General features: G+C 56.6%; 21 protein-coding genes. 17 read left to right on the forward strand and 4 right to left on the reverse strand.

The window, feature by feature from the left end:
• Positions 1–112 precede the first annotated feature (112 nt).
• The gene (locus tag ACT3TC_RS06780) at positions 113–1,219 is read left to right on the forward strand and encodes a hybrid-cluster NAD(P)-dependent oxidoreductase (RefSeq protein ID WP_192526870.1); all 1,107 of its coding nucleotides are present in this window, start codon (positions 113–115) and stop codon (positions 1,217–1,219) included.
• Positions 1,220–1,384: 165 nt separating this feature from the next.
• On the opposite strand, the gene fdhA is transcribed toward ACT3TC_RS06780, so the two are convergent.
• The gene (gene fdhA / locus ACT3TC_RS06785) at positions 1,385–2,572 is read right to left on the reverse strand and encodes a formaldehyde dehydrogenase, glutathione-independent (RefSeq protein WP_192526869.1); all 1,188 of its coding nucleotides are present in this window, start codon (positions 2,570–2,572) and stop codon (positions 1,385–1,387) included.
• A 437-nt stretch (positions 2,573–3,009) separates the two neighbouring features.
• Between fdhA and glyA the strand changes: the two genes are divergently transcribed.
• The 7 genes from glyA (at position 3,010) to ACT3TC_RS06820 (ending at position 12,185) form a co-directional block, all read left to right on the forward strand.
• Positions 3,010–4,338, forward strand: a complete 1,329-nt coding sequence (glyA, locus tag ACT3TC_RS06790; protein WP_444631032.1) for a serine hydroxymethyltransferase — start codon at positions 3,010–3,012, stop codon at positions 4,336–4,338.
• A gap of 46 nt (positions 4,339–4,384) precedes the next feature.
• Positions 4,385–5,635 (forward strand): sarcosine oxidase subunit beta family protein, encoded by a 1,251-nt coding sequence (locus tag ACT3TC_RS06795; RefSeq protein ID WP_192526867.1) that lies wholly within the window; start codon positions 4,385–4,387, stop codon positions 5,633–5,635.
• Between the two features lie 12 nt (positions 5,636–5,647).
• Positions 5,648–6,037 carry a sarcosine oxidase subunit delta gene (locus tag ACT3TC_RS06800; protein WP_444639564.1) on the forward strand — a complete coding sequence of 130 codons (390 nt, stop codon included), beginning with the start codon at positions 5,648–5,650 and terminating at the stop codon, positions 6,035–6,037.
• A complete protein-coding gene (locus tag ACT3TC_RS06805; RefSeq protein WP_444639565.1) occupies positions 6,034–9,075 on the forward strand; it encodes a sarcosine oxidase subunit alpha family protein in 3,042 nt (1,013 codons plus the stop codon). The genes ACT3TC_RS06800 and ACT3TC_RS06805 overlap by 4 nt, the downstream gene beginning before the upstream one ends.
• A complete protein-coding gene (locus tag ACT3TC_RS06810; protein WP_442352853.1) occupies positions 9,068–9,715 on the forward strand; it encodes a sarcosine oxidase subunit gamma in 648 nt (215 codons plus the stop codon). Before ACT3TC_RS06805 ends, ACT3TC_RS06810 begins: the two co-directional genes overlap by 8 nt.
• A 66-nt stretch (positions 9,716–9,781) precedes the next feature.
• Positions 9,782–10,648: a formyltetrahydrofolate deformylase gene (gene purU / locus ACT3TC_RS06815; RefSeq protein ID WP_442352854.1), complete on the forward strand. Its 867-nt coding sequence runs from the start codon at positions 9,782–9,784 to the stop codon at positions 10,646–10,648.
• 154 nt (positions 10,649–10,802) lie between these two features.
• On the forward strand, positions 10,803–12,185 hold the full coding sequence (locus ACT3TC_RS06820; RefSeq protein ID WP_444639566.1) for an L-serine ammonia-lyase: 1,383 nt from the start codon (positions 10,803–10,805) through the stop codon (positions 12,183–12,185).
• 219 nt (positions 12,186–12,404) lie between these two features.
• On the opposite strand, the gene aroQ is transcribed toward ACT3TC_RS06820, so the two are convergent.
• A complete protein-coding gene (gene aroQ / locus ACT3TC_RS06825) occupies positions 12,405–12,851 on the reverse strand; it encodes a type II 3-dehydroquinate dehydratase (protein ID WP_172116809.1) in 447 nt (148 codons plus the stop codon).
• Positions 12,852–12,961: 110 nt separating this feature from the next.
• Here aroQ and ACT3TC_RS06830 point away from each other — a divergent pair, with 110 nt between their 5' ends.
• Together ACT3TC_RS06830 and ACT3TC_RS06835 are read left to right on the forward strand one after the other, a co-directional pair.
• A complete protein-coding gene (locus ACT3TC_RS06830) occupies positions 12,962–13,816 on the forward strand; it encodes a DUF72 domain-containing protein (RefSeq protein ID WP_444639567.1) in 855 nt (284 codons plus the stop codon).
• Between the two features lie 152 nt (positions 13,817–13,968).
• Positions 13,969–15,312: a sodium-dependent transporter gene (locus ACT3TC_RS06835; protein WP_444639568.1), complete on the forward strand. Its 1,344-nt coding sequence runs from the start codon at positions 13,969–13,971 to the stop codon at positions 15,310–15,312.
• A 71-nt stretch (positions 15,313–15,383) separates the two neighbouring features.
• Here ACT3TC_RS06835 and ACT3TC_RS06840 read toward each other — a convergent pair whose 3' ends face one another.
• Positions 15,384–15,602: a PA3496 family putative envelope integrity protein gene (locus ACT3TC_RS06840; RefSeq protein WP_087110325.1), complete on the reverse strand. Its 219-nt coding sequence runs from the start codon at positions 15,600–15,602 to the stop codon at positions 15,384–15,386.
• Positions 15,603–15,874: 272 nt separating this feature from the next.
• Here ACT3TC_RS06840 and hexR point away from each other — a divergent pair, with 272 nt between their 5' ends.
• From hexR to ACT3TC_RS06855, 3 genes are all read left to right on the forward strand, one after another.
• Positions 15,875–16,729, forward strand: coding sequence for a transcriptional regulator HexR (hexR, locus tag ACT3TC_RS06845; RefSeq protein WP_172116806.1), 855 nt, complete (start codon positions 15,875–15,877; stop codon positions 16,727–16,729).
• Between the two features lie 86 nt (positions 16,730–16,815).
• The gene (gene uvrD, locus ACT3TC_RS06850) at positions 16,816–19,014 is read left to right on the forward strand and encodes a DNA helicase II (protein WP_444639569.1); all 2,199 of its coding nucleotides are present in this window, start codon (positions 16,816–16,818) and stop codon (positions 19,012–19,014) included.
• A gap of 128 nt (positions 19,015–19,142) precedes the next feature.
• A complete protein-coding gene (locus ACT3TC_RS06855) occupies positions 19,143–20,231 on the forward strand; it encodes a TRAP transporter substrate-binding protein (RefSeq protein ID WP_172116804.1) in 1,089 nt (362 codons plus the stop codon).
• Positions 20,232–20,315: 84 nt separating this feature from the next.
• Here ACT3TC_RS06855 and ACT3TC_RS06860 read toward each other — a convergent pair whose 3' ends face one another.
• The gene (locus tag ACT3TC_RS06860; protein ID WP_087110319.1) at positions 20,316–20,729 is read right to left on the reverse strand and encodes an acyl-CoA thioesterase; all 414 of its coding nucleotides are present in this window, start codon (positions 20,727–20,729) and stop codon (positions 20,316–20,318) included.
• Positions 20,730–20,878: 149 nt separating this feature from the next.
• Between ACT3TC_RS06860 and ACT3TC_RS06865 the strand changes: the two genes are divergently transcribed.
• From ACT3TC_RS06865 to pstB, 4 genes are all read left to right on the forward strand, one after another.
• Positions 20,879–21,763 carry a PstS family phosphate ABC transporter substrate-binding protein gene (locus ACT3TC_RS06865; protein ID WP_444639570.1) on the forward strand — a complete coding sequence of 295 codons (885 nt, stop codon included), beginning with the start codon at positions 20,879–20,881 and terminating at the stop codon, positions 21,761–21,763.
• A gap of 98 nt (positions 21,764–21,861) precedes the next feature.
• Positions 21,862–22,977: an ABC transporter permease subunit gene (locus tag ACT3TC_RS06870; RefSeq protein ID WP_193056994.1), complete on the forward strand. Its 1,116-nt coding sequence runs from the start codon at positions 21,862–21,864 to the stop codon at positions 22,975–22,977.
• Complete coding sequence (gene pstA, locus ACT3TC_RS06875; RefSeq protein WP_444639571.1) at positions 22,977–24,386, forward strand: phosphate ABC transporter permease PstA; 1,410 nt, start codon at positions 22,977–22,979, stop codon at positions 24,384–24,386. The genes ACT3TC_RS06870 and pstA overlap by 1 nt, the downstream gene beginning before the upstream one ends.
• Positions 24,380–25,195 carry a phosphate ABC transporter ATP-binding protein PstB gene (gene pstB, locus ACT3TC_RS06880; RefSeq protein WP_444639572.1) on the forward strand — a complete coding sequence of 272 codons (816 nt, stop codon included), beginning with the start codon at positions 24,380–24,382 and terminating at the stop codon, positions 25,193–25,195. The genes pstA and pstB overlap by 7 nt, the downstream gene beginning before the upstream one ends.
• Positions 25,196–25,212: the final 17 nt, after the last annotated feature.

Here is a 25,212-nt window from a genome sequence, read left to right on the forward strand (position 1 = left end):
AGGCAAGCTGGTCATAAAGCGCGTACCCAGAATGCAGGTTAATGGTGCTGGACCGTGCAGACAGGACGGGCCGGTGAAGGCAACGCGATAGCACGGCCATATTGAGACGACGATGACAACGAACTTCTTTAATCCCGTCACGACCCAAACCTGGACCAACGGCCGCCACCATGTGCGGTGCGTGAAGATCATTCAGGAAACCTGGGACGTTCGCACGTTCTGCTTTATGGCTGAACAGCCGGTAATGTTCTTCTTCAAGCCGGGCCAATTTGTGACACTAGAGCTCGAAATCGATAATCAGCCCGTTATGCGCTCCTATACGATTTCAAGCTCTCCCTCTGTGCCTTACAGCTTCTCAATCACGGTCAAGCAGGTGCCGGGAGGCCAGGTCTCCAACTGGCTGCATGCCAATTTAAAGGTCGGCGACGAGCTGGTGGTCCATGGCCCGGTGGGCAACTTCAACTCCATCGACTTTCCTGCCGAGAAGGTGCTGCTTCTCTCAGGCGGTGTAGGCATCACACCGCTAATGTCGATGACGCGCTGGCTCTTCGATACCAACGCCAACGTCGATGTGGAGTTCATCCACAGCGCCCGTGCCCCGCGCGATGTCATTTTCCATCGCGAGCTGGTGCACATGTTCTCGCGCATCCCCGAATTCAAGCTCCATATCGTGTGCGAGAAGAAAGAAGATATCGGTGAGGCATGGGCTGGCTACCGCGGGTTTCTCACCCAGCCCATGCTTGAGCTGATGGCACCGGACTTCCTTGAGCGGGAGATCTTCTGTTGCGGCCCCGTACCGTATATGAATGCCATCAAAGCGATTTTGCGCGCCAACAACTACAACATGGACCACTACCATGAAGAGCTGTTTGGCGAGACGCCGGTTGACGTTCAGGAAGACGTCCTGGAGCTTGCCGAGCAGGCCGAAGTGGAAGCCGAGCTAGCAGAGCCTGAGGATCTGATCAACATCGAATTTGCCCAGTCGGGCAAAAGTGTACGCATACAAGCAGGCGAAACGGTTCACGCCGCAGCCGCCAAGCTGGGGCTGCATATTCCCAAGGCTTGCGGTATGGGCATCTGCGGCACCTGCCGAGTGGAGCTGAAATCTGGCGAGGTGGAAATGGAGCATAACGGCGGTATCACCGACGAAGATATTGAAGAGGGCTACATTCTGTCCTGCTGCAGCAAACCGAAAGGTGACCTGGTAGTCGACTTCTAATGCGGTAGCCCCTTATTCACCACTAGCCCGATCCCAAAACGGATACTGAGCTCCTCGGTATCCGTTTTTGTGCCGTACACTCGCCTTAAGCGGACACAAAAAACGCCCATGGCACGTAGCCATGAGCGTTATTAGCGTTGGTTACCCGCTTCTTTTAGCGCTTAATCAGGCAACACCAAGCAATCCATGCGGATCAAGCACGAACTTGCTGGCCACGCCCGCATCGAACTGCTCGTAACCTGCTGGCGCATCTTCCAGCGAAATCACCTGGGCGTTAACGATCTCGGCAATGTTCAAACGCCCGTGCAGAATGGCCTGCATCAGCTGGCGGTTGTACTGCACTACCGGCGTCTGGCCGGTATGGAACGAGAGCCCCTTGGCCCAGCCCTGGCCAAAGCGCAGGCTCAGGCTACCAGTTTGTGCAGCTTTCTCGGTCGCACCCGGATCTTCCGTTACGTATAGACCAGGAATGCCGATAGAACCGCCTTCGCGAGTGACTTCCATCATCTGGTTAAGCACCACTGCCGGCTGCTCTTTACCGCCATGCCCGATCGCTTCAAAGCCCACCGCATCAATGGCGCTGTCCACACTAGGCTCGCCGACCACCGCAGCAATCATCTCGCCCAAACGGTCATGCTTGCTTAGATCAATCGGTACAAAGCCCATCTTGCGGGCGTGCTCCAGGCGATCCTTGTTGAAATCGCCAATCATCACTACCGCTGCGCCTAACAGGCGTGCCGAGGCGGCAGCGGCCAGCCCTACAGGGCCTGCGCCCGCTACGTACACGGTGGAACCCGCACCAACGCCCGCTTTCAAGGCGCCGTGGAAACCGGTCGGAAGAATATCGCTCAACATGGTTAGATCGCGAATCTGGCTCATGGCCTGATCACGGTCCGGGAACTTGAGCAGGTTGAAGTCAGCGTAGGGCACCATTACGTAGTGCGCCTGACCGCCCACCCAGCCACCCATATCAACATAGCCGTAGGCACCGCCCGCTCGGTCATCGTTAACATGCAGGCAAAGACCGGTGTGGCCCTCTTTACAGGTGCGGCAGCGGCCGCAAGCGACGTTGAAGGGAACGGATACAATATCGCCAATGTTTAGAAACTCGACGCCCTTGCCTTTTTCGATCACCTCACCGGTGATCTCGTGCCCCAGCACCATACCGGTAGGCGCCGTGGTGCGTCCGCGTACCATGTGCTGGTCGGAGCCGCAAATATTCGTGGACACTACTTTCAGAATGACACCGTGATCAATGGGCTTGCCATGGGGCGTTTCCATTTTCGGGTAGGCGATATCCTGAACTTCGACTTTACCGTCGCCGATATAAACAACACCACGATTGTTGGACATGCGAAATCCTCTCTTCCGGGTGCTGGCGCAGTCTCAAGAGGTTTTCTCAGAGAGCGGTCTCAAGGACGCTATCAAGGGCCACTCCAACAACTGCGCTGGCATCATTATTTTAAATCGAGCTGGCGTATGTGAAGCGCTTTCGAGAAACGCTTCCTGATCAGCAGGCCAATTAAAGATTAGCCTGTTGCCGCAGCATGACGCACCCGGCCTACCCGCAATTACTTATAAACGACGTCGAGCAATAAATGAGCGACGCCTTATAAAGGCCCATAAAAAATTCACGTCAATGTCGCAAATACGCCGAGCGGTGACGTCGGTAAGCATCTTGGGGGGCAAGCCCAGCGATACTATCGCGGCACGATAGCGTGAATGGTGATGCCATTCCTGACGCTAACAAACTCCCAGACCGAATATAAGCGACTAGCCTGGAGACCCAGATGACTCACAATAATTTTTCTCCCGAAGCCCGCTTGGCCAACTACGACACGGCCCTTGCCTCGGCAATCGCTGAAGAGACAGCGCGTCAAGAAGCCCACATCGAACTGATCGCCTCTGAGAACTACACCAGCAAGCTGGTGATGGAAGCACAAGGCACCCAGTTGACTAACAAGTACGCCGAAGGCTATCCCGGTAAGCGCTATTACGGCGGCTGTGAATTCGTCGACAAGGTGGAAGCGCTGGCTATCGAGCGGGCTTGCAGCCTGTTTGGTGCCAACTATGCCAACGTGCAGCCCCATTCCGGCGCTCAGGCCAATGCGGCGGTATTCATGGCGCTGGTAAGTCCTGGCGACACTATTCTGGGCATGAGCCTGGCCCACGGCGGCCACCTGACCCACGGTGCAGCCCCCAACTTCTCGGGCAAGCACTACAACGCTATCCAGTACGGCCTGGTCGAAGGCACCGGCGAAATCGACTACGACGAAGTAGAGCGGCTGGCGCGAGAGCATAAGCCGAAAATGATCATTGCGGGTTTCTCGGCCTATTCACGCGTGGTCGACTGGCGCCGTTTCCGTAACATCGCCGATGAAGTCGGCGCCTATCTGATGGTCGATATGGCCCACGTAGCGGGCCTGGTAGCTGCTGGTCTCTACCCGAGCCCGCTGCCCTACGCCCATGTCGTGACGACCACGACCCACAAGACACTGCGCGGCCCGCGCGGCGGCCTGATTCTCTCCGCCGATGGCGACGAGACACTTTACAAGAAGCTCAATGGCGCGGTATTCCCCGGCCAGCAGGGCGGTCCGCTGATGCATGTGATCGCGGCCAAAGCGGTGGCGTTCAAAGAGGCCATGAACCAGGACTTCGTTAACTACCAGCGTCAGGTAATCGCCAACGCCCGTGCGATGGCGCGCGTCTTCGTTGAGCGTGGTTTTGATGTGGTTTCCGGCGGTACCGACGATCACCTGTTCCTGGTCTCGCTGATCAAACAGGGCATTACCGGTAAAGATGCCGACGCAGCCCTTGGGCGCGCGCATATCACGGTCAACAAGAACACTGTGCCAAACGACCCGCAAAGCCCCTTCGTTACCTCGGGCCTGCGCATTGGCACTCCGGCGGTAACCACCCGCGGAATGGTTGAGGCAGACTGTGAGCACCTGGCAGGCTGGATTTGCGACATTCTTGACGTACTGGCCGACCAGCAGGACACCACTGACGTAGAAAACCAGGTACGCGAAAACGTCGCCGACCTGTGTGCCCACTACCCGGTATATGGCCAAGCCCAAACCACCAGTGAGCACGTAGCCGATAGCGCCTCAATCGCCTGACGATAGCCGCCAGCCGGCTCCGCGGAGCCGATCAAGGAGAAACTTTATGCAACGTTATTCCGGCTTCGGACTGGTCAAACATGCGCTTGGACATCACGAGAACTGGGAGCGCCAGTGGCGCAACCCTGAGCCCAAGAAGCGCTACGACGTCATCATTGTCGGTGGTGGCGGTCACGGGCTAGCCACTGCTTACTACCTGGCGAAAGAGTTCGGCATCAAGAATGTCGCCGTGGTTGAAAAGGGCTGGCTGGGCGGCGGCAACACCGCACGTAATACCACCATCGTACGCTCTAACTATCTATGGGATGAATCAGGGCGGCTTTACAACCACTCGCTGGATCTGTGGAAGGGCCTCTCCCAGGATTTGAACTACAACGTGATGTTTTCCCAGCGCGGTGTACTCAATCTGGGCCACACCCTGCAGGACATGCGTGATATTCAGCGCCGCGTTCACGCTAACCGTTTGAATGGTATCGACAGCGAGGTAGTCACTCCGCAACAGATCAAGGAGATCGAGCCTCAACTGGATATTTCCAGCCGCGCCCGCTACCCGATCATGGGCGCTTCCTGGCAGAAGAGTGCCGGCGTGGCGCGCCACGATGCGGTGGCCTGGGGCTATGCGCGTGGTGCCGATGCTCTCGGCGTGGATCTTCTGCAGAATACCGAGGTCACCGGCTTCAAGATTCGCGATGGCAAGGTGCTGGGCGTCCACACCAACCGCGGTGATATCGAAGCCAATACCGTGGGCTGCGTGGCGGCGGGCAACTCCGGCGTATTGGCTAACATGGCGGGCATCAAGCTGCCGCTGGAATCCCATCCGCTGCAGGCATTAGTGTCCGAGCCGCTCAAGCCGGTCCTCAATACCGTCACCATGTCCAACCACGTTCACGGCTACATCAGCCAGTCCGACAAGGGCGACCTGGTCATCGGGGCGGGCATCAACGGCTACGTCGGTTACGGCCAGCGCGGCAGCTACTCGACCATCGAGCACACCCTTCAGGCCATCGTCGAGATGTTCCCGATGTTCTCTCGGGTGCGCATGAACCGCCAGTGGGGCGGCATCGTCGATACCTGCCCGGATGCTTGCCCGATCCTGTCCAAAACGAAGGTTAAAGGTCTGTATTTCAACTGTGGCTGGGGCACCGGTGGCTTCAAGGCGACCCCCGGCTCCGGGCATGTTTTCGCCGCAAGCCTGGCCAAGGGTGAAATGCACCCCATCGCTGCGCCTTTTTCCATCGACCGTTTCAATACCGGTGCGCTGATTGATGAACACGGCGCCGCTGGCGTGGCGCACTGAGGAGAGCCCATCATGTTTTATATCTTCTGCCCCTACTGCAAGGAGCACCGCGAGGAAGAGGAGTTCCACCCTCGCGGCCAGGCCCACTTGATGCGCCCTTCCGACCCGGACAACACCAGCGACGAGGAGTGGGGTGACTACCTGTTCTTCCGCAACAACCCGCGCGGCATTCACCACGAAATGTGGGTGCACTCGGTGGGCTGTCGCAAGTTCTTCAATATCACCCGTAATACGGTGACCTACGAAATTCTCGAAACCTACCCCATGGGTGAGCAGCCAAGCATTACGGCGACAACGCCCGATGCTCGTCACGAACAAGGTGGTCAGGTGGCCGATGGCGGCTGGCAGACCGTGGGCGCAGGGCCTGAAAATAAAGCACTGAATGAGGAGGCCTCGTCATGACCCAGAAAAATCGTATTGATGCCGGTGGGCGTGTCGATCGTTCCCAAGTGCTTGAATTCACCTTTAACGGTCAGCGTTACCAGGGTCTGAAAGGCGACACGCTCGCTTCGGCACTGCTCGCCAACGGCGTGAATATCGTCAACCGTAGCTTCAAGTATTCACGCGCTCGCGGCATTGTCGCCGCCGGTGCCGAAGAGCCCAATGGCGTCGTTCAGCTGGGCGCCAAGAATGACACCCAGGTGCCCAACGTCCGCGCTACCCAGCAGGGCCTGTACAACGGCCTGGTGGCGCGCAGTACCAATGGTTGGCCCAACGTTCAGCGTGACGTAATGAGCTGGGTAGGCAAGCTGGGCGGTGGTTTTATGCCGCCAGGGTTCTACTACAAGACCTTTATGGCCCCTGCCTCGATGTGGATGACCTATGAGAAGTACATCCGCATGGGCGCGGGGCTGGGTCGTGCACCGACCGAGTCCGATCCGGACATTTATGATCACATGCATCACCACTGCGATGTGATGGTGATTGGCGCGGGCCCAGCGGGGCTTGCCGCGGCGCTTTCTGCCGCGCGTTCCGGTGCGCGTGTGATCCTGTGTGATGAACATGAAGAGATGGGCGGCTCGCTACTGGATAGCCGCGAAACCCTGGATGGCGTTTCAGCGACGCGCTGGGTTGAGCAAACAGTAAAAGAGCTTGGCGCGATGGATAACGTGACGCTGCTGCCACGCACCACCGCCAACGGCTATCACGACCACAATTTTGTCACGCTGCACGAGCGGCGTACCGAGCATATGGCCGATACCGCCCGTGAAGCGGGCTTCCCCGGTGAATCACGTGCGCGTCTTCACCGCGTGCGCGCCCGCCAAGTGGTGCTGGCCAGCGGCGCCCACGAACGCCCCTTGGTGTACGCCAACAACGACTTGCCGGGCACCATGCTCGCAGGCGCCGTATCCAACTATATTCGCCGCTACGCGGTGGTGCCCGGCAACAGCCTGGTACTTTCCACCAGCAACGACCACGCTTACCGCGCAGCCCTCGATTGGAAAGAAGCCGGACGTAAGGTCGTCGCCATTGTCGATGCCCGCGCCAACCCCGATGGCGACCTGGTTCGCCAGGCACGCGACAGCAGTATTCGCGTGATCACCGGCAGTGCCGTCATCGAAGCACGCGGTAATCAGCGTGTTACCGGCGCACGCGTCTCGGCCATTGATCTTGAGCGTTTCGTGGTGACCGGCAAAGCCGAAGAGCTTGAGTGCGATACCATCGCCACCTCCGGCGGCTATAGCCCGGTGATCCACCTCTCCTCACACACCGGCACACGCCCGGCATGGAACGAAGAGTTATTAGGTTTTGTGCCCGGCACGGTCAAGGGCATGCAGTCGGCTGGCGGCGTGGCGGGCTATTATGCCCTCGGCGAAACGCTTGCTGATGGCGCTCGCATTGGGTGTCAGGCAGCGCTGGAGTGCGGCTTTAACAGCGCCGAGGAAGCTGCCCTGCCCGCCACTCGAGCGCGGCGTGATGCGCCTTCCTGCGCGCTTTATCAAGTGCCGCATGAAAAGAGCGCCCTACGCGCGCCCAAGCAGTTTGTTGACCTGCAAAACGATGTCACCGCGGCGGGTATTGAGCTTGCCACCCGCGAAGGCTTTGAATCCATTGAGCACGTCAAGCGCTACACGGCGCTGGGCTTTGGTACCGACCAAGGCAAGCTTGGCAACATCAACGGCATGGCGATTGCTGCACGCTGTCTGAAACGCTCGATTCCCGAAGTAGGCACCACCGTGTTCCGGCCCAACTATACGCCGGTGACCTTTGGCGCCATCGTTGGCCGTCACTGCGGCGAGCTGTTTGACCCTGAGCGCTACACCGCGCTGCACCAGTGGCACGTGGAAAACGGCGCCGAGTTCGAGGATGTCGGCCAGTGGAAACGCCCGTGGTACTTCCCCCGCACCGTGAATGGCAAGAAAGAAACCATGCACGATGCAGTCAACCGCGAGTGCCTGGCGGTGCGCGAAGGCGTGGGTATTCTGGATGCCTCGACGCTTGGCAAGATTGATATTCAAGGCCCGGATGCCCGCGAGTTCCTGGGTCGCGTCTATACCAACAAGTGGGCCCAGCTCGCCCCTGGCCGCGTGCGTTACGGCCTGATGTGTAAAGACGACGGCATGCTGATGGATGATGGTACCACCAGTTGCCTGGGTGATAACCACTTCCTGATGACCACCACCACCGGCGGCGCGGCAGGCGTGCTCGAGTGGCTAGAATTGTGGCACCAGACCGAGTGGCCGGAGCTTCAGGTCTACTTCAACTCGGTGACCGACCACTGGGCAACCATGACCGTGACCGGCCCGGACGCCCGCAAGCTTTTGTCCGAGCTGACCGACATGAATCTTGATAAAGAGAACTTCAAGTTCATGGATTGGCGCGATGCCACGGTCGCCGAGGTGCCCGCGCGCATCTTCCGCATTTCGTTCACCGGCGAGCTAGCGTTCGAGATCAACGTGCAAGCCAACTACGCCATGCACGTCTGGAAGAAGCTTTTCGAGCACGGTAAAAAGTACAACCTGACGCCTTACGGCACCGAAACCATGCACGTCCTGCGTGCGGAAAAAGGCCTGATCATTGTCGGCCAGGATACCGACGGTTCGGTGACGCCGGAAGATCTTGGAATGCGCTGGGCGATCGGCTACGACAAGCCCTTCCCGTGGATCGGCAAGCGAGCCCTGTCACGCCCCGATACCCGCCGTACGGACCGCAAGCAGTTTGTCGGCCTGAAACCCAAAGACCCAAGCGTGGTACTGGAGGAAGGCGCCCAGGTCGTCTTTGACGGCAAGCAGTCGATCCCTATGGACATGAAGGGGCACGTAACGTCGAGTTACTACAGCGCCTCGCTCAAACACGGCTTCGCCCTTGCCGTGGTAATGGGTGGTCACGAGCGGATGGGGCAGACCGTCTATATTCCCATGACCGATGGCACAGTGCATGAAGCTGAAATCGTAAGCCCTGTCTTCATCGATCCAAAAGGAGAGCGCCAGCATGTCTAACGCGAGTGTACCTAACGTTTGCGAGTTCAACACCGTGCCCGACGGCAATCCGCAGGTCGAATCTCCTCTGGCGTGGAGCTACCAGCAGCACCCGGCGCCCCGCACTAACGGTCAGGCAGGCGTTGTCCTGCGTGAAAAAGCACTGCTGGGCCACCTGGTGCTGCGCGGCGGGGCCATCGTGCTCGATGAAGCGGTTCGCGCCACGCTGGGCATGAGCCTACCAGCCAAGCCCAATGCTCTGGAACACGACGATAGCGGCGAGCGCACTATCCAGTGGCTCTCACCCGACGAGTGGCTAGTGATTGTGCCGGGCGGCGAAGAGGGCGCGCTAGAAAGTGCGCTGCGCCAGGCCTTGGGCGATGCCCACGTGAGCATCGTCAATGCAAGCGGCGGCCAGACAGTGCTAACGCTAAGCGGCGACAACGCCCGCGAGGTGCTGATGAAGTCGGTCTCCTATGACGTACATCCCAGCACATTTACCGTGGGCAAGGGGGTAACCACCATGTTTGCCAAGGCCACCGTGGTTTTGCGCCGCCCTTCCGAGACACACTGGGAATTGGTGGTGCGCCGCAGCTTTGCCGACTACTGCTACCGTTGGCTGCTCGACGCCTCGGCGGAATATGGTATCGACACACAATAATAAGCCGGCAGGCCGGCACCACCGGCCTGCCCTGACTGCTGATCAAGCTGATGAAAGAGAAGCGCCATGAGCCGAATGACGGATACCTGGATACTTGCCGCCCAATGCCCCAGCATTCTGGGCACGGTCGATGTGGTGACCCGCTTTTTAAAAGAGCAGCACTGCTATATCACCGAACTGAGCTCATTTGATGATCGGCTGGGTGAACGCTTTTTTATTCGAGCGGAGTTTCGCCCCGAGCGAGAAGCGTTTGATGAGCAGGCGTTTCAGGAGGATTTTCTGCCACGCGCCACCGACTTCGGCATGACATTTGAACTGACCCCTCCCGCCAAGCGCACGGGTGCGGTCATTCTGGTATCCAAGGCAGATCACTGCTTAAACGACCTACTCTATCGCTACCGTACCGGGCAGTTGCCACTGGATATCAAGGCGATTATCTCCAATCACCCGGATCTTGAGCCCTTAGCGAGCTGGCATGATCTGCCTTACTATCATCTGCCTATCACGCCCGAGACCAAGACCGAGCAGGAGTCCCAGGTACTCGAGATTATTGAGAATACCGGGGCGGAGCTAGTAATTCTGGCGCGCTACATGCAGGTATTGTCACCGAGCATGTGCGAGCTGTTGAGCGGGCGAGCCATCAACATTCACCACTCACTACTACCGGGCTTCAAAGGTGCCAAGCCCTACCACCAGGCCTACGAAAAAGGCGTTAAGCTGGTAGGCGCTACGGCGCACTACATCAATAACGACTTGGACGAGGGGCCGATTATTGCTCAAGGGGTGGAGCCAGTTGATCATGCACACTACCCTGAGGACCTGGTCGCCAAAGGGCGCGATATAGAGTGTCTGACGCTCGCCCGCGCTATTGGCTATCACCTTGAGCGGCGAGTCTTTCTGCACAATGGGCGCACGGTGGTATTTGGCAACTAGCCGCGCTTGCTTGACGCTACTCCTTTCATCCACAGAACAATCATCAAGTCTGCTCATTAATCGACGCCAGGACCAGGTTACGCGGCATTAATTCGCGATTCCCCTGTCCAACGTTGGGTGAGTCGACTTTTTATTTCCCATTCAGAGGTCTTCCATGCCTATTAGTGTCTTCGACCTTTTCAAAATTGGCGTCGGCCCCTCCAGCTCACACACGGTCGGCCCCATGATGGCGGCCTTCAAGTTTTCGGCCGTTCTGCGCGATAGCCAGTTGCTCGACCAGGTGAGCCGCCTGGAAGTGCATCTGTATGGCTCGCTTTCCGCCACGGGCATCGGCCATGGAACCGACCATGCCATTATCATGGGCTTGTTGGGCGAACGCCCGGACACCATCGATCCTTCAATTATCAACACCACGATTGCGGCGTTGAAAGAGACGCGTTGCCTATCGCTGGGGCGCCAGAAAGATGTCACGTTTGAATGGGACCAGGACATTATCTTTCATGAAGAGAGCCTGCCCCATCACCCTAACGCCATGAAACTTTGCGCCTTTGCCGAAGATGGCAGCCTGCTGACCGCCAACACGTACTACTCGGTAGGCGGCGGTTTTGTGGTTGACCAAAACCAGGTAGATGCCAAGCTTGAAGACATGGACACCGCCGAGATCCCCTTCGACTTCAACTCCGCCGAAGAACTACTCGCCATCTGTAAGCGTGAAGGCATGAGCATCAGCCGCCTGATGATGGAGAACGAGAAAACCTGGCGCGGCGAGCAGGAAGTGAGAGACGAGCTGTGGCGCATCTGGCACGCCATGTGCGAGTGCATCGATAACGGCCTGACCCACGAAGGCGTGCTGCCCGGCGGGCTTAACGTTAAACGCCGGGCAAGGCAGCTGCATCAGCGCTTGCAGGCGGCCGAGCAGAACGACTGCCTGATCGCCACGACCTTTTCCGCCATGGAGTGGGTCAATATCTTTGCCCTGGCGGTGAACGAAGAGAACGCCGCGGGCGGGCGCATGGTCACGGCCCCGACCAACGGGGCGGCGGGTATTATTCCCGCCGTGCTGCACTACTACATGAAGTTCCAGGCGGGTGCCAATGACCGCAATGTGGTGGACTTCCTGCTTGCCGCCGGTGCCATCGGTATTCTGTGCAAGAAAAATGCGTCCATATCCGGCGCCGAAGTGGGCTGCCAGGGCGAGGTGGGCTCAGCGTGCGCCATGGCCGCCGCTGGCTTGGCCGAGGTCATGGGCGCTACGCCTGAGCAGGTCGAAAACGCGGCTGAAATAGGTCTTGAACACAACCTTGGTTTGACCTGCGACCCAGTAGGCGGGCTGGTTCAGGTGCCCTGCATCGAGCGCAACGCCATTGCCACCGTCAAGGCGATCAACGCCGCCCAAATGGCCTTGCGCGGCGACGGCACTCACTTTATCTCTTTAGATAAAGTTATCCGCACCATGCGTGATACCGGCAAAGACATGCTGGACAAATATAAGGAAACGTCCAAGGGTGGTTTGGCGGTTAATGCGATTGAGTGTTAGGTAAAAGCTGGCCAACAAGAGAAGACGTGTGTCTGCAGATCATTTTGGTAGGATCAATAACGTTCCCTGTCATACCTAGCGGTATGACAGGGAACGTTATCTGTTTTTACACTGACCACGGCCCTCCAAAGCATGCACACATTCCCAGTTAAAACGCCTACCTTTTTATAATCTTGCCCACCCAAGACTGGCTGCGATAGCACCAGCCAACAAGCTCGCTTAACAAACGCCATTCACGACAGCATCCATTGCCGCCAAGTATCCCTGTATGCCTAGCCCCGCAATCACACCGTCCGCGCGCAGCGAAATATAGGAGTGATGCCGGAAACTCTCGCGCTTATGCACATTGGAAATATGCACTTCAATGACCCGCCCATCGAAAGCGTTGAGCGCATCCAGAATGGCTACTGAGGTATGCGTATAGGCGGCTGGATTGATAATGATCGCTAGGGTTCCATCCAGCCTTGCCGCATGAATGGCATCAATCAGCACGCCTTCATGATTGCTCTGCAGGCAGTCAATTTTCCACCCCGCAGTCGTCGCCTTTTCAAGTAACAGACTGTTGACGTCATCAAGCGTTGCAGCACCGTAGATTTCCGGTTGCCGAGCACCCAGCAAATTAAGATTAGGGCCATGGAGCACCAGGACACGTGGCGTAGTCGGCATTGGATTTCCTTGTCTGTTATTGAGGGCTATCGACCCGTTATACGGCGGCGTTAAAACATCTATTCATGCTACATTAGTACGCTTTATAAATGCAGCAGGCTCGTTGGCGTATGACCCTCCCCCTCTACCTAGGCCTCCCCATGTGGGCCAACCAGGATTGGCAAGGCAGCCTGTATGCCCGCCACGCCAAGACAGATCTGCTCAGCGACTATGCCAGCGTATTTTCAAGCGTGGAAGGCAATACGACCTTTTATAGCGGTGCGCCAAAAGCAGAGACCGTTGCCGCCTGGGCACGCCAGGCACCTGCTCATTTTCGCTTCTGTTTTAAATTACCTGCCAGTATCACCCATGACCAGCGGCTTACCCATTTGGATGATGTCTGGTCCTTTTTAGCCGCACTTGAGCCACTGCATGATCGTCTCGGCCCTACCATGGTGCAGCTACCGCGCGACTTTGGTCCCGATGAGCTACCAAAGCTAGAGGCCTTACTGGCTGCCTGGCCCGCTCACTTACCATGCGCGGTTGAAGTTCGTCATCCTGCTTTTTTCCACAAAGGCGCGGCTGAAAAAGCCCTTAACCAATTGTTGATAACTTATTGTGCCAACCGTGTAATGCTGGATGTACGACCTGTCTTTTCAACCCCTGCCGAGGGCCACGCGGGGCTTGCCCATGCTCAGCAGGAAAAGCCGAAACTCCCGTTACACGTGCTTTCCACAGGTAATTTTCCGGTCGTTCGCTTTATTGGCCATATTGACAAAACGATTAATACGCACTACTTCGCCCCCTGGAAAGCCCGCCTCAACCTGTGGATAAGTCAGGGGAAAACCCCTTTCTTATTTGTGCATACTGCTGATAATCGCGAGTCTCCCGAGATGGCACGTCAGTTATACAATGCGCTTGGCGAACTTGCCGACCTCCCCCCGCTTAGCGACTTTCCAGGTGAGGCACAAAACCTGTTGTTTTAAGCTAATATTAATTTAACCTAACTGGCACGGGGCCTCTTGATCGGATAAATTGCGCATACTCTTTGAAAAGCGCAGAGCCGTCTGTGCTTTTCGAACATGCGTAAATGGGACGCATAGCGGCTTATTACAATTCAACTAACAGTAGGTGATGTATGGCAAAACTTGCACATGCACAATGGTCATCGCGTATGGGCTTTGTGCTTGCCGCTGCCGGTTCAGCGGTAGGCTTAGGGAATATCTGGCGCTTCTCATATATGACCGGTGAAAGCGGCGGCGCTGCTTTTGTTCTGGTCTATCTTGCATGCGTAACGCTGGTTGGCCTGCCCATTCTGGTAGCAGAATGGATGATTGGTCGCCGGGGCCAGAAAAACCCGATTAACACCATGTCCGACCTTGCTACGCGTCACGGGCGCTCCAGGGCTTGGGCAACTATCGGTATTAGTGGCGTTCTGGCGGCCTTTTTAATTCTATCTTTTTATAGTGTTATCGGCGGCTGGTCACTCAATTACACGCTGGGGTCGGTGATCGGGACGTTTAACGGCCAGGATGCTGATGCCGTCGGGGCTATTTTTGGCGACCTGCTGGGCAGCCCTACAACGCTTCTACTTTGGCACACCGCGTTCATGGTGCTGGTCATTGGTATCGTGGCGCGTGGTGTGACCAAGGGGCTTGAAGCCGCTTCACGACTTCTGATGCCTGCGCTGGTCGTGCTTCTTTTGATTCTGGTCGGCTATGGCGTAACAAGCGGCTCCTTCGGTGAAGCACTTGCGTTCATGTTCAGCCCTGACTGGGGTGCACTGGACGGTGGTGTCGTACTAGCGGCGATGGGCCAAGCCTTCTTCACCCTATCATTGGGTATGGGCATCATGATGGCGTATGGCTCTTATCTGGGCGAAGACGTCAATCTGATTAGCACAGCGCGTACCGTTATCATCCTGGATACGGTCATTGCCCTGCTTGCAGGTCTTGCGATTTTCCCCATTGTGTTCGCCAACGGGCTAAGCGCAGGCGAAGGTCCAGGACTCATCTTCGTAACGCTGCCTCTGGCCTTTGGCAACATGGCGGGCGGCACTATTCTCGGTTTGATGTTCTTCCTGCTGCTGACGTTTGCCGCAATTACGTCGGCTATCTCGCTGCTGGAACCGGTCGTTGAAACAATCGAAGAGCGCACGCCCTTGAGCCGGGTAGGATCGACACTGGCGAGCGGTATTGCGGTGTGGGTACTCGGTGTGGCGGCGCTGCTGTCATTTAATGTGTGGTCCGACGTACTGTTATTCGGCCTCAACATTTTTGACTTCCTCGACACCTTCACCAGCAAGATTTTGCTGCCGCTGACGGGTCTGGGCGCGATTATCTTCTTCTCGCTATGTTTGGACAAAGAAGAAGCGCGCAAGGAGCTGCGGTTAGATATCTACGATTTCACCTTGTGGAATCTACTCGCCAAGTACGTGGCGCCACTCGGTGTGATTATCGTATTCCTGACCGGCTTGATCTAGCGATACCTACGCCCTGCCGCTTGGCAGGGCAGCACTATATGGGTACTGCTTAAACACCGAGCTACATGCCGTTAGTGCAACTCGCTCTCTTGCCGTTCGTCATCGTCTGGCAGGGGGGCGATATCCCGGTATAACTTCTGAAACTCCCGATGCAGCTCAATTCCTCGGCGAGCCCGTAAATTGCGTTGTGCGGCGCTACGCTGGCGCTGAGCATGCTCATCCACTTCCATGCCCATAAAAATATCCAGCAACTCGCTTTTGACCGAGGTAATTCGTTCGACGTTTTTCATGATCGACGTGCCTCCAGGTGAATATGTCTTCGTCCACCTGCATCTGTGGCGACTGTTGAATGATGCAGTGCGACACTTCACTTCTTACTATACCTTACTTGACAGTATGATGACGAAACCTGGCGAAATGCGTTAACGCCTTTTAAACGCATGCCTAAACATCGTTTCGCTGCCCTTTTATGCCATCACTCAGGCATACTGTGGCAAATGCTGACAAATACAGCAAAGCGCGCAGTGCAAAACGCGCGCACTGGATAATCGAGGAGCTGAACGTGAGTCGCGCCCTGTTCGATGAGATGAGACGCCGCATGGAGCACTTTCGCCGCTCCGAACAAAAAGTGGCACGCTTTGTACTGCGTAATCCTGACGAGGTTATCCACATGCGGATCGTTGACCTCGCCACCGAAGCCAACGTTAGCGAGCCTACCGTGGTGCGCTTCTGTCGCGCCCTGGGCTGCAATGGCTTTCAGGATTTTAAACTGCAGTTAGCGCAAATGCTGGCGTCTGGCAGCCAATTCGCGCAGTTCTCAATGAACGACAGTGACTCCGTTGCTGAGTTCTCACACAGTATTTTTGACTCCACGGTCGGCACCCTGCTTTCGGTACGTGACCGGCTCGATAACGACGCGCTAGGCCAAGCGGTTAATGCGCTGACGATGGCCAATCGGGTTGAGTTTTACGGCTTTGGCGCCTCAGGCGCTGTCGCGTTTGATGCGCAGCACAAATTTTTCCGTTTACAGATATCTACATCGGCCTATGCGGACCCGCACATGCAGAACATGTCGGCGGTGACCCTTAAAGAGGGCGATGTGGTGGTGGCGATTTCTCAAACGGGCCGGACCAAAGCATTGGTCGCCAGCGTGCGCTTGGCCCGTGAAGCGGGCGCTACAGTGATTGGCCTGTGCCCCAGCGGTTCCCCCTTGGCAGAAGAGGTCAGCCTGCCGCTGTATATTGATGTTCACGAAGATACCGAGATTTACACGCCACTCAGCTCTCGCATTGCCCACCTGGTATTGATTGATGTGCTCGCCGTGGGCGTTGCCAAAACCCGCGGCCCCAAACTGGCTGAGCAGCTTAAATCGGTGAAGAAAAGCCTGAATACCCTGCGCTACCCTGAAGACAACTAAATCGTCGTACACTAACGCCTGTATGCACAGCCAGTTTGCCTGCTGTGCTAAACTAGCCGCCCCTTTTCGATCCGGCAGCGGCTTTTATGGACGACGTCACGGCGATACTCGATCAGCTCAACACAGCCCAGCGTGAGGCAGTCAGCGCTCCTCGGGGCAATCTTCTCGTGCTGGCCGGTGCAGGCTCCGGTAAAACCCGGGTACTGGTTCACCGGATTGCCTGGCTGATGCAGGCAGAGGGCCTGTCACCCTATGCGCTACTGGCAGTTACCTTTACCAACAAGGCTGCCCGCGAGATGCGCACGCGCCTTGAAGCCCTGCAGGGAATCTCCTTGCGCCATGTTTGGGTAGGCACGTTCCACTCTATTGCTCACCGCTTGCTTCGAACCCACTGGCAAGACGCTCGGCTACCGCAAAACTTCCAGATCATTGACTCCGATGACCAGCTCCGGCTGGTGAAGCGGCTGCTCAAAGATTACGCCATTGACGATGAGCGCTTTCCGCCGCGTCAGGTCCAGGGGTTCATCTCAAGCTGCAAGGAAGAGGGCTTGCGCCCGCACCAGGTGAACGTGGACGGCGATGCCTATATGGCGCAAATGGTCGAGCTTTACGAGCGCTATCAATTAACCTGTGAACGCGGCGGGCTGGTGGATTTCGGTGAACTACTGCTTAGAAGTCTTGAGCTTCTGCGGGATAACCCGGCGCTTTTAAATCATTATCGTGAGCGCTTTGGGCACATATTGGTGGATGAGTTTCAGGACACCAACACCTTGCAGTATGCCTGGCTAAAGCTGCTGAGCGGCATGCAAACCCCCATGACCGCAGTGGGCGACGACGACCAATCCATTTATGGCTGGCGCGGCGCCAAGGTCGAGAATATTCGCCGGTTTGAGGAGGAGTTCCCACAAACGCAGACGGTGCGTCTTGAGCAGAACTACCGTTCAACCAGTGCCATTCTGGATGCTGCCAATGCGCTGATCAGTCATAACAGTGACCGGCTGGGCAAGAACCTGTGGACCGATGGTATCGAGGGCGAGCCTATTTCCGTCTATGCCGGGTTTAACGACCTGGAAGAGGCGCGCTATATCGTCGACACTATCAAAGAAAAGGTCGATGAAGGCGTTAACCGCCGTGATATTGCGATTCTCTACCGCTCCAATGCTCAGTCGCGACTGTTGGAAGAGACGCTGATTCGTCAAGGCATGCCTTATCGCATTTACGGCGGCCACCGCTTCTACGAGCGCCTGGAAATCAAGAACGCCCTCGCCTATTTACGTTTACTGCTTAACCGCGATGACGACGCCTCGCTTGAACGCGTGATCAACGTGCCAACCCGCGGCATTGGCACACGTACCGTGGAAATTCTGCGCCTGCGCGCGCGCGAACAGAGTATTTCACTTTGGCAGGCGCTGCATGATGCCCTTCAGGACGGTACGTTAAAGGGCCGTGCGGCCAATGCGGTACAGACGTTTGCCAACCTGATAGAGCAGTTGGATAACGACGCGGCAGGCTTAACCCTTTACGAAATTATCGATCACGTCACCGAGCACACGGGCCTGATTGAGCACCATAAGAGTGAGCGCGGAGAGAAAGGCCAGGCGCGGGTCGAAAACCTCGAAGAACTGGTCACCGCTGCCCGAGCCTTTACCCAGGGTGATGCGTTTGAAACGCCCGAGGCGGGCGAAGGCATGGCCGCTCTAGAGGCATTTCTTTCCGAGGCGGCGCTTAACGCGGGCGACCATGAAGCTGAAGAGTTTGAAGATAGCGTACAGTTAATGACGCTTCACTCTGCCAAAGGCCTCGAGTTTCCGGTGGTATTTATTGCCGGTGTGGAAGAGGGTCTGTTCCCGCATAAAATGTCGCTCGAAGAGCCGGGGCGTTTGGAAGAAGAGCGCAGGCTCTGCTACGTGGGCGTTACCCGCGCCATGCAAAAACTCTACCTGACCCACGCAGAAACTCGCCGCTTACACGGCAAAGAGGTGTTTCCTCGCCCCTCGCGCTTCTTGCGTGAATTACCGCCGCACCTGCTTGAAGAGGTTCGCCTGCGCGGCCATATCTCACGCCCGGTAACCGCCGCCCGCACAAGCTTTGCGCAGCAGCGTGTTGAAAGCGATGGCGACTTACCTGCCCTGCATGTGGGCCAACGTGTTGGCCACGCCGTCTTCGGTGAAGGCATTATTCTTAATGCCGAAGGCGAAGGCGCACGCGCCAGAGTACAAGTGAGCTTTGAAGGCGAGGGCGTTAAGTGGCTAGTGCTGGGGTTTGCCAAGCTAATCCCGCTGTAACGCCTATGTTAAGGGGAAGTGTCTTAACAGGTTGCCCAATAAAACCGGGTTAGCGCATACTGGCGAGCGGACACGTACGCTCACGCGTAACGCAATAATAATCGTATTTATTCGGAGTTATAGCCGCCATGCAACGCCGCCAATTCTTAAAAACCGCTGGCTTAGGTGCTGCCGGTGTCGCTGCCGCCCCCTTTGTAGCGACCGCGCATGCAGATGAAACGTATACCTGGGACATGGTGACCTCTTGGCCGAAGAACTTCCCGGCGTTAGGCACGGGCGCCAACGACTTCGCTCGCCGCGTTGAGCAGCTTTCCAACGGCCGTATGAAAATCCGCGTACACGGCGCAGGCGAGCTGGTACCTGCATTGGAAGTGTTTGATGCGGTATCGGCTGGAACGGCAGAGATGGGCCACTCCACGCCCTATTACTGGCGTGGCAAGCTCCCGGCTGCCCAGTTCTTTACCGCCGTGCCCTTTGGTATGTCAACGACTGAGATGAATGCGTGGCTGTATCACGGCGGTGGTCAGGAGCTGTGGGACGAGGTTTACGCCAAGCATAATCTTAAGCCGTTCGCAGTGGGTAACACTGGCCCTCAAATGGCGGGCTGGTTCAAGAAAGAGATCAACTCGCTGGATGACATGCAGGGCCTTAAACTGCGTTTGCCAGGACTTGCCGGTGAAGCCATGAACGGCATCGGTGTCAGCACCGTGAATATGCCAGGCTCTGAGATTTTCACCTCGATGCAAACGGGTGTTCTGGATGCCGCCGACTGGGTAGGCCCTTACAATGATATGGCGTTTGGTCTGCATCAAGTGGCCGACTACTACTACACCACGGTGTGGAACGAGCCGACCGCAACCGTCGAGACGATGATCAATCTGGATGCCTGGAATGCCTTGCCAGAAGATCTGCAGGACGTTATTCGCGAAGCAGCACGCGCATCCAACCTGGCCATGTACACAGAGTTCGCTTACCGCAACGCGCAGGCGCTAGAGACTCTGGTTGATGAACATAACGTTCAGCTACGCGAATTCCCCGACGATGTTGTTCAGGCACTCTACGAATCCTCGCAAACCGTGATCCAAAACCAGGTCGAGGGCGATGAAGACTCACGGCGCATTTATGAGTCGTACGCTAACTTCCAGAATCTTATCCGCCCGTTTAGTGATATCGGCGAGTATGCCTACCTGAAAGGTCGTGATGCCGTTGGCGGTTAATCGCTACCCACGGTTGATAAAAAGGGCGCCCAGGCGCCCTTTTTTTGCAAACCATTGTGCCATCTTATGAAGGGTCAGCAGGCCTTAACCATGCACGGCACGGATACGACCATTATCGTCCAGAGCGACCATGACGAAACGCGCCTCAGTGACTTTTTGGCGCTCTTCAAGGCGCCGCCCATGAGGGATACGCACCCATACTTCGACATCGATCTTAAGAGAGCTGCGGCCAATTTCCTGTACATGAGTGTAAACACTCACCATGGAACCCACGCGCACAGGGCTTAAGAAATCCATCGATTCGATGGCCACTGTCGCAGTACGCCCGCCGGCCTCACGACCGGCTGCCAGTTCTGCCGCCTGATCCATGTGATTAACCAGCCACCCGCCCGAAATATCGCCGTAAAGGTTGGTATCCTGTCGAGAAGCCAGTAATTTGAGTGTGAGCAGACCTTGAGGGGCCGGAGCATCATCCAGGTCGGTTTCTAAAAGTGTCATAAGTCGGTCGCTTAATAGGGTTATTGTTGTGTGGTTGCTGCATGGCAATATAAGGCATTAGTTAATCATACGAGGGCATACGTTTGAAGCGCATTGGTTGGTCGTCAGGGAAGAAAAATCGCCTGTGTTTTACGCTTACCACGGTACTAATGCTATTCGCATCAGTTGCCTGGGGGCAACCACAACCGGTTAGCGGCACCCTGAGTGCGATTGGCTCCGACACCATGGCCGGACTCATATTGCGCTGGGGCGAGGCGCTAGCCGTGCGCTATCCAGAGATTAATGTGCAGTTTCAGGCTACTGGCTCGGCCAGCGTACCGCCAGCGCTTACGGCGGGCACTGCACGGCTTGGCCCCATGTCACGCCCCATGAATGACCAAGAGCGACAAGCGTTTATCGATCGCTACGGTTATCCACCGCTAGAGCTTAAGGTGGCCAGAGATGCGCTTATTCTGGTCGTTCATCGTCATAACCCCTTGCGGGCCATTACGCGCCAACAGGCCGATGCCATTTTTTCCACCGGCCAAGCGTGCGGCGCCGATAAGCCGATAAGACGCTGGAGCGAATTAGCCGCCACACACGAGTGGCCCTATGGAAATATCGCCCTACATGGGCGCAACCTGGCATCGGGCACCTATGGGTTGTTTCAGGACGAGGTGCTGTGTGATGGCCACTTCCGCCGCGACATCAGCGAGCACCCGGGCTCTTCTGCTGTTGTCGCGGCCGTGGGTGAGTCGCCCAACGCCATGGGATATGCCGGATATAATCACCTGACACCGATGGTACATGCGCTGCACTTTGTTACCGAGGAGGGGGAAGAAATCGCGCCCAGCGAGCAGGCTGTTCAGCGTAACGAGTACCCGCTATCACGCGATCTTTACCTCTACGTTAATTTACCGCCAGATGAGTCACTACCCGCCGCCGAGCAGGCATTTTTAGCGTTTATTTTATCGGAAGAAGGCCAGCAAATTGCCCGCGCGGCGGGTTTTGTACCGCTGCCCGATGATGAACTCGCAAATCAGCAACACTGGTAGCTCACTATCATCCAATTGTCATAAAAGTGTCTTAGAGTAAGGAGAACTCACCATGCAACCCATCTTCGCGACGGCCATGCCTTCCCTATGATGTTGATATGATCCCACCTCGCGTTCCTGCTTCTTATCAGCCGCTACGCCAGTTTAAAAATCGTGTCGCCACCGGCCTTATTACGGCGGGAGGCATCGCGGTGCTGCTCGCGATTCTGGCGATTGGCGTGTTTCTATTTTGGGAAACGCTGCCGCTGTTGGCATTGGATAAGACCTTTGCCTTCGATAAGCTCTCGCCACTGGTATGGGGAACGCTTAAAGCGGCCTTGGCGGCGATGCTCTTCGCGCTTCCTATCGCCTTGGGCGCCGCCATGTACTCGGCGTTATTCATGTCAGCACGCCTGCGCAGCCGGATTAAGCCGACTCTTGAGATGATGGAGGCAATGCCCGGCGTGGTAGTGGGATTTATTGCCGGTTTAGTACTTGCTCCATGGGTGGAGCGAAACCTGGCCAGTACGCTGGTGCTGCTGGTATGGCTACCAATCAGCGCGGGGCTTGCGGGCGTACTCTGGTACATGGCCTCGTCTCGCTGGCATAGGCGACTGCCGTTTTCCTGGGCCGGGCTATGGCTTGTACCCTGGCTTATCGGCATGGTGGCACTGGCGGTGTGGTTGACGCCCTTGCTGGAGCAACTCTTTCTGGGCGGCGATCTGCGCCGCTGGTTAGAACAGCGCTGGGGCATGGACTACGTCACTCGCAATGCGCTGATTGTAGGTATCGCCATGGGGTTTGCGGTAATACCCAGCATTTACTCCCTTGCCGAAGATGCCCTTGCCGACGTCCCGCCCTCCCTGATGGAAGGCGCCCAAGCGCTCGGGGCCAGCCGCTGGCAGGCGCTATGGAAAGTCGCGCTACCAGCGGCGGGGCCGGGTATCTTTTCTGCGGTGATGATAGGTATGGGTCGTGCGGTAGGTGAAACCATGATTGTGTTAATGGCCAGTGGCAACACCGCTCTGCTGAGCGCCAGCCCCTTTGAAGGCATGCGATCAATGGCCGCCGCCATCGCGATTGAGCTCCCAGAAGCCTCCCCCGGCGGGTTTACCTATCATCACCTGATTCTAGCGGCGCTGGTGCTGTTTCTATTTACGTTTTTAGTAAACACCCTGGCCGAAGCGGTGCGCTTACGTATGCGCCGCCGTTACCATAAAGTGGGGCATTACTAATGAGCCGCCTATTCGCTTCCGCTTCCAAGCATCGGCTCGATAAATTATGGCCGTGGCTATGCGCCGCTAGCGTTGCCTTGTCACTTTTAATGTTAAGCGCGTTACTTACACTCTTGCTTGTTCGTGGGTTAGGCCATTTTTGGCCCGCCACGCTTGAAGAAATCACACTACGCTCGGGTAGCGTTGTTGCAGGGCAAGCTATTCGCGAAACACCACTGCCTCAGGAAGCCGGGGTTGAGCGCCTCTATTTTAAAGGTAACCGTGATGTAGACGGCGCCAGTTGGCACTGGGTAGATATCGACGATATTACCTCACGTACAACACCGCACGACCTGATCCGCCTGGAACGTGCCCCGTGGGGCAGCTTTATTGGTCGTCTGGCCGCAGTCGAAACCGTTCAACAATCGCTGCATGGCCGCGAAGCGTGGGACTATTTAAACAACGCGCTTGCCCTACCGGCTAATCAGCGCCCGCCGGGGCAACTGCTGCTGGTCACGGCACAGGGCGAGACGTTACGCCAACCTTTGGACAGCGTTAGCCAGGCACTGGCGCCTAACGCCATGTCCTGGTGGCAAAAAACGCACACCTGGGGCACTAACGTTTGGCAGTTTTTAAGCGAGGGACCACGCGCGGCCAATACCAGCGGTGGCGTATGGCCGGCTATTTTCGGTACGGTGCTGATGGTCATTTTAATGTCCGTAATCGTCACCCCCTTTGGCGTACTGGCCGCTATTTATCTTAATGAAATTGCCCATCAAAACCGACTTACCCGGTTAGTACGCATTGGCGTACGCAACTTGGCGGGCGTGCCTTCTATTGTGTACGGCGTGTTCGGCCTTGGCGTATTCGTTTACGGCATTGGCGGCACGCTGGATAGCTGGTTCTTTAGCGATACTCTGCCTTCGCCAACGTTCGGCACCGGCGGTCTTTTATGGGCCTCTTTAACGCTCGCGCTATTGACGCTTCCTGTCGTGATTGTGGCCACCGAGGAAGGGCTTGCTCGTATCCCCGATGCTCAGCGTGAGGGGGCAGTAGCGCTGGGGGCCACCCGCTTGGAAATGCTAACGCGTATTGTCCTGCCCATGGCTACCCCTGCCATGCTAACCGGCGTTATTCTCGCTATCGCCCGCGCCGCTGGCGAAGTCGCTCCGCTTATGCTGGTGGGGGTTGCCAAGTTAGCTCCGCAAATGCCGGTCGACGGTGAGTTTCCTTATGTGCATCTGGAGCGCAAATTTATGCATCTTGGCTATCATCTATTTGATACTGCTTTTCATGGCGAGGATGTACAGGCCGCTATGCCTCTGGTTTACGCCACGGCGCTTCTTTTAGTGGTTATTATTTTGGTGCTTAACCTAACTGCCATATTTCTGCGTCATTATTTTAGGCGCCAACGAGGAAGCGAATGCTAGCGTCATTAGATATAGCCAATGCCCCACAGGCGCCGGTGACGCACTTTTCATCCGAGCACTGCGCCTTGAGTATCGACCAATTTAACCTCGCCTATGCGGGGAAATCGGCGTTGCGTAATTTAACGTTGGGTGTGCCACGCCACCGGGTAACGGCCTTTATTGGACCTTCAGGCTGTGGCAAGTCAACACTGCTACGTGCCATTAACCGGTTACATGATCTTAACGAGAGCGTGGAACACAGTGGGCATATTCAGCTTGAAGGGCAGGATATTTACGCTGCGCAGATGAACGTGACCGAGCTACGCCGCCGGGTAGGCATGGTATTTCAAACGCCCAATCCGTTTCCCATGTCGATCTATGAAAACGTCGCTTTTGGCTTGCGTTTACAGCATCGCCTACCCAAGCGGCAACGCGATGACATTATCGAGTGGGCGCTGACCTCAGCAGCCCTATGGGATGAGGTAAAAGACCGCCTGCATCGTTCAGCGTGGCAGCTATCAGGTGGTCAGCAGCAGCGCTTGGTCATCGCTCGAACGCTAGCCGTTCAACCGGATGTGCTACTACTGGATGAGCCGGCATCAGCGCTTGATCCGATTTCAACGCTGAAGATTGAGGAGCTGATTCGTAACCTTAAATCACAGCTAACCCTTATCCTTGTCACCCACAATATGCAGCAAGCCGCACGGGTCTCCGATTACACGGCCTTTCTACACAATGGAGAGCTGGTTGAGTACGGCCCTACCGACCAGGTCTTCACTAACCCGCATTTACAACGCACCGAAAACTACATCACCGGCCGCATGACGTAGTCGTCAATCATCAGGCC

This window comes from Halomonas sp. AOP27-A1-41 (assembly GCF_052378605.1).
Classification (GTDB): Bacteria; Pseudomonadota; Gammaproteobacteria; order Pseudomonadales; family Halomonadaceae; genus Vreelandella; species Vreelandella citrativorans.

Excerpts from the sequence above, each read along its gene's own strand:
- ACT3TC_RS06780 (WP_192526870.1), top strand. The coding sequence starts at position 113 with ATGACAACGAACTTCTTTAATCCCGTCACGACCCAAACCTGGACCAAC.
- fdhA (WP_192526869.1), bottom strand. The coding sequence starts at position 2,572 with ATGTCCAACAATCGTGGTGTTGTTTATATCGGCGACGGTAAAGTCGAA.
- glyA (WP_444631032.1), top strand. The coding sequence starts at position 3,010 with ATGACTCACAATAATTTTTCTCCCGAAGCCCGCTTGGCCAACTACGAC.
- ACT3TC_RS06795 (WP_192526867.1), top strand. The coding sequence starts at position 4,385 with ATGCAACGTTATTCCGGCTTCGGACTGGTCAAACATGCGCTTGGACAT.
- ACT3TC_RS06800 (WP_444639564.1), top strand. The coding sequence starts at position 5,648 with ATGTTTTATATCTTCTGCCCCTACTGCAAGGAGCACCGCGAGGAAGAG.
- ACT3TC_RS06805 (WP_444639565.1), top strand. The coding sequence starts at position 6,034 with ATGACCCAGAAAAATCGTATTGATGCCGGTGGGCGTGTCGATCGTTCC.
- ACT3TC_RS06810 (WP_442352853.1), top strand. The coding sequence starts at position 9,068 with ATGTCTAACGCGAGTGTACCTAACGTTTGCGAGTTCAACACCGTGCCC.
- purU (WP_442352854.1), top strand. The coding sequence starts at position 9,782 with ATGAGCCGAATGACGGATACCTGGATACTTGCCGCCCAATGCCCCAGC.
- ACT3TC_RS06820 (WP_444639566.1), top strand. The coding sequence starts at position 10,803 with ATGCCTATTAGTGTCTTCGACCTTTTCAAAATTGGCGTCGGCCCCTCC.
- aroQ (WP_172116809.1), bottom strand. The coding sequence starts at position 12,851 with ATGCCGACTACGCCACGTGTCCTGGTGCTCCATGGCCCTAATCTTAAT.
- ACT3TC_RS06830 (WP_444639567.1), top strand. The coding sequence starts at position 12,962 with ATGACCCTCCCCCTCTACCTAGGCCTCCCCATGTGGGCCAACCAGGAT.
- ACT3TC_RS06835 (WP_444639568.1), top strand. The coding sequence starts at position 13,969 with ATGGCAAAACTTGCACATGCACAATGGTCATCGCGTATGGGCTTTGTG.
- ACT3TC_RS06840 (WP_087110325.1), bottom strand. The coding sequence starts at position 15,602 with ATGAAAAACGTCGAACGAATTACCTCGGTCAAAAGCGAGTTGCTGGAT.
- uvrD (WP_444639569.1), top strand. The coding sequence starts at position 16,816 with ATGGACGACGTCACGGCGATACTCGATCAGCTCAACACAGCCCAGCGT.
- ACT3TC_RS06855 (WP_172116804.1), top strand. The coding sequence starts at position 19,143 with ATGCAACGCCGCCAATTCTTAAAAACCGCTGGCTTAGGTGCTGCCGGT.
- ACT3TC_RS06860 (WP_087110319.1), bottom strand. The coding sequence starts at position 20,729 with ATGACACTTTTAGAAACCGACCTGGATGATGCTCCGGCCCCTCAAGGT.
- ACT3TC_RS06865 (WP_444639570.1), top strand. The coding sequence starts at position 20,879 with ATGCTATTCGCATCAGTTGCCTGGGGGCAACCACAACCGGTTAGCGGC.
- ACT3TC_RS06870 (WP_193056994.1), top strand. The coding sequence starts at position 21,862 with ATGATCCCACCTCGCGTTCCTGCTTCTTATCAGCCGCTACGCCAGTTT.
- pstA (WP_444639571.1), top strand. The coding sequence starts at position 22,977 with ATGAGCCGCCTATTCGCTTCCGCTTCCAAGCATCGGCTCGATAAATTA.
- pstB (WP_444639572.1), top strand. The coding sequence starts at position 24,380 with ATGCTAGCGTCATTAGATATAGCCAATGCCCCACAGGCGCCGGTGACG.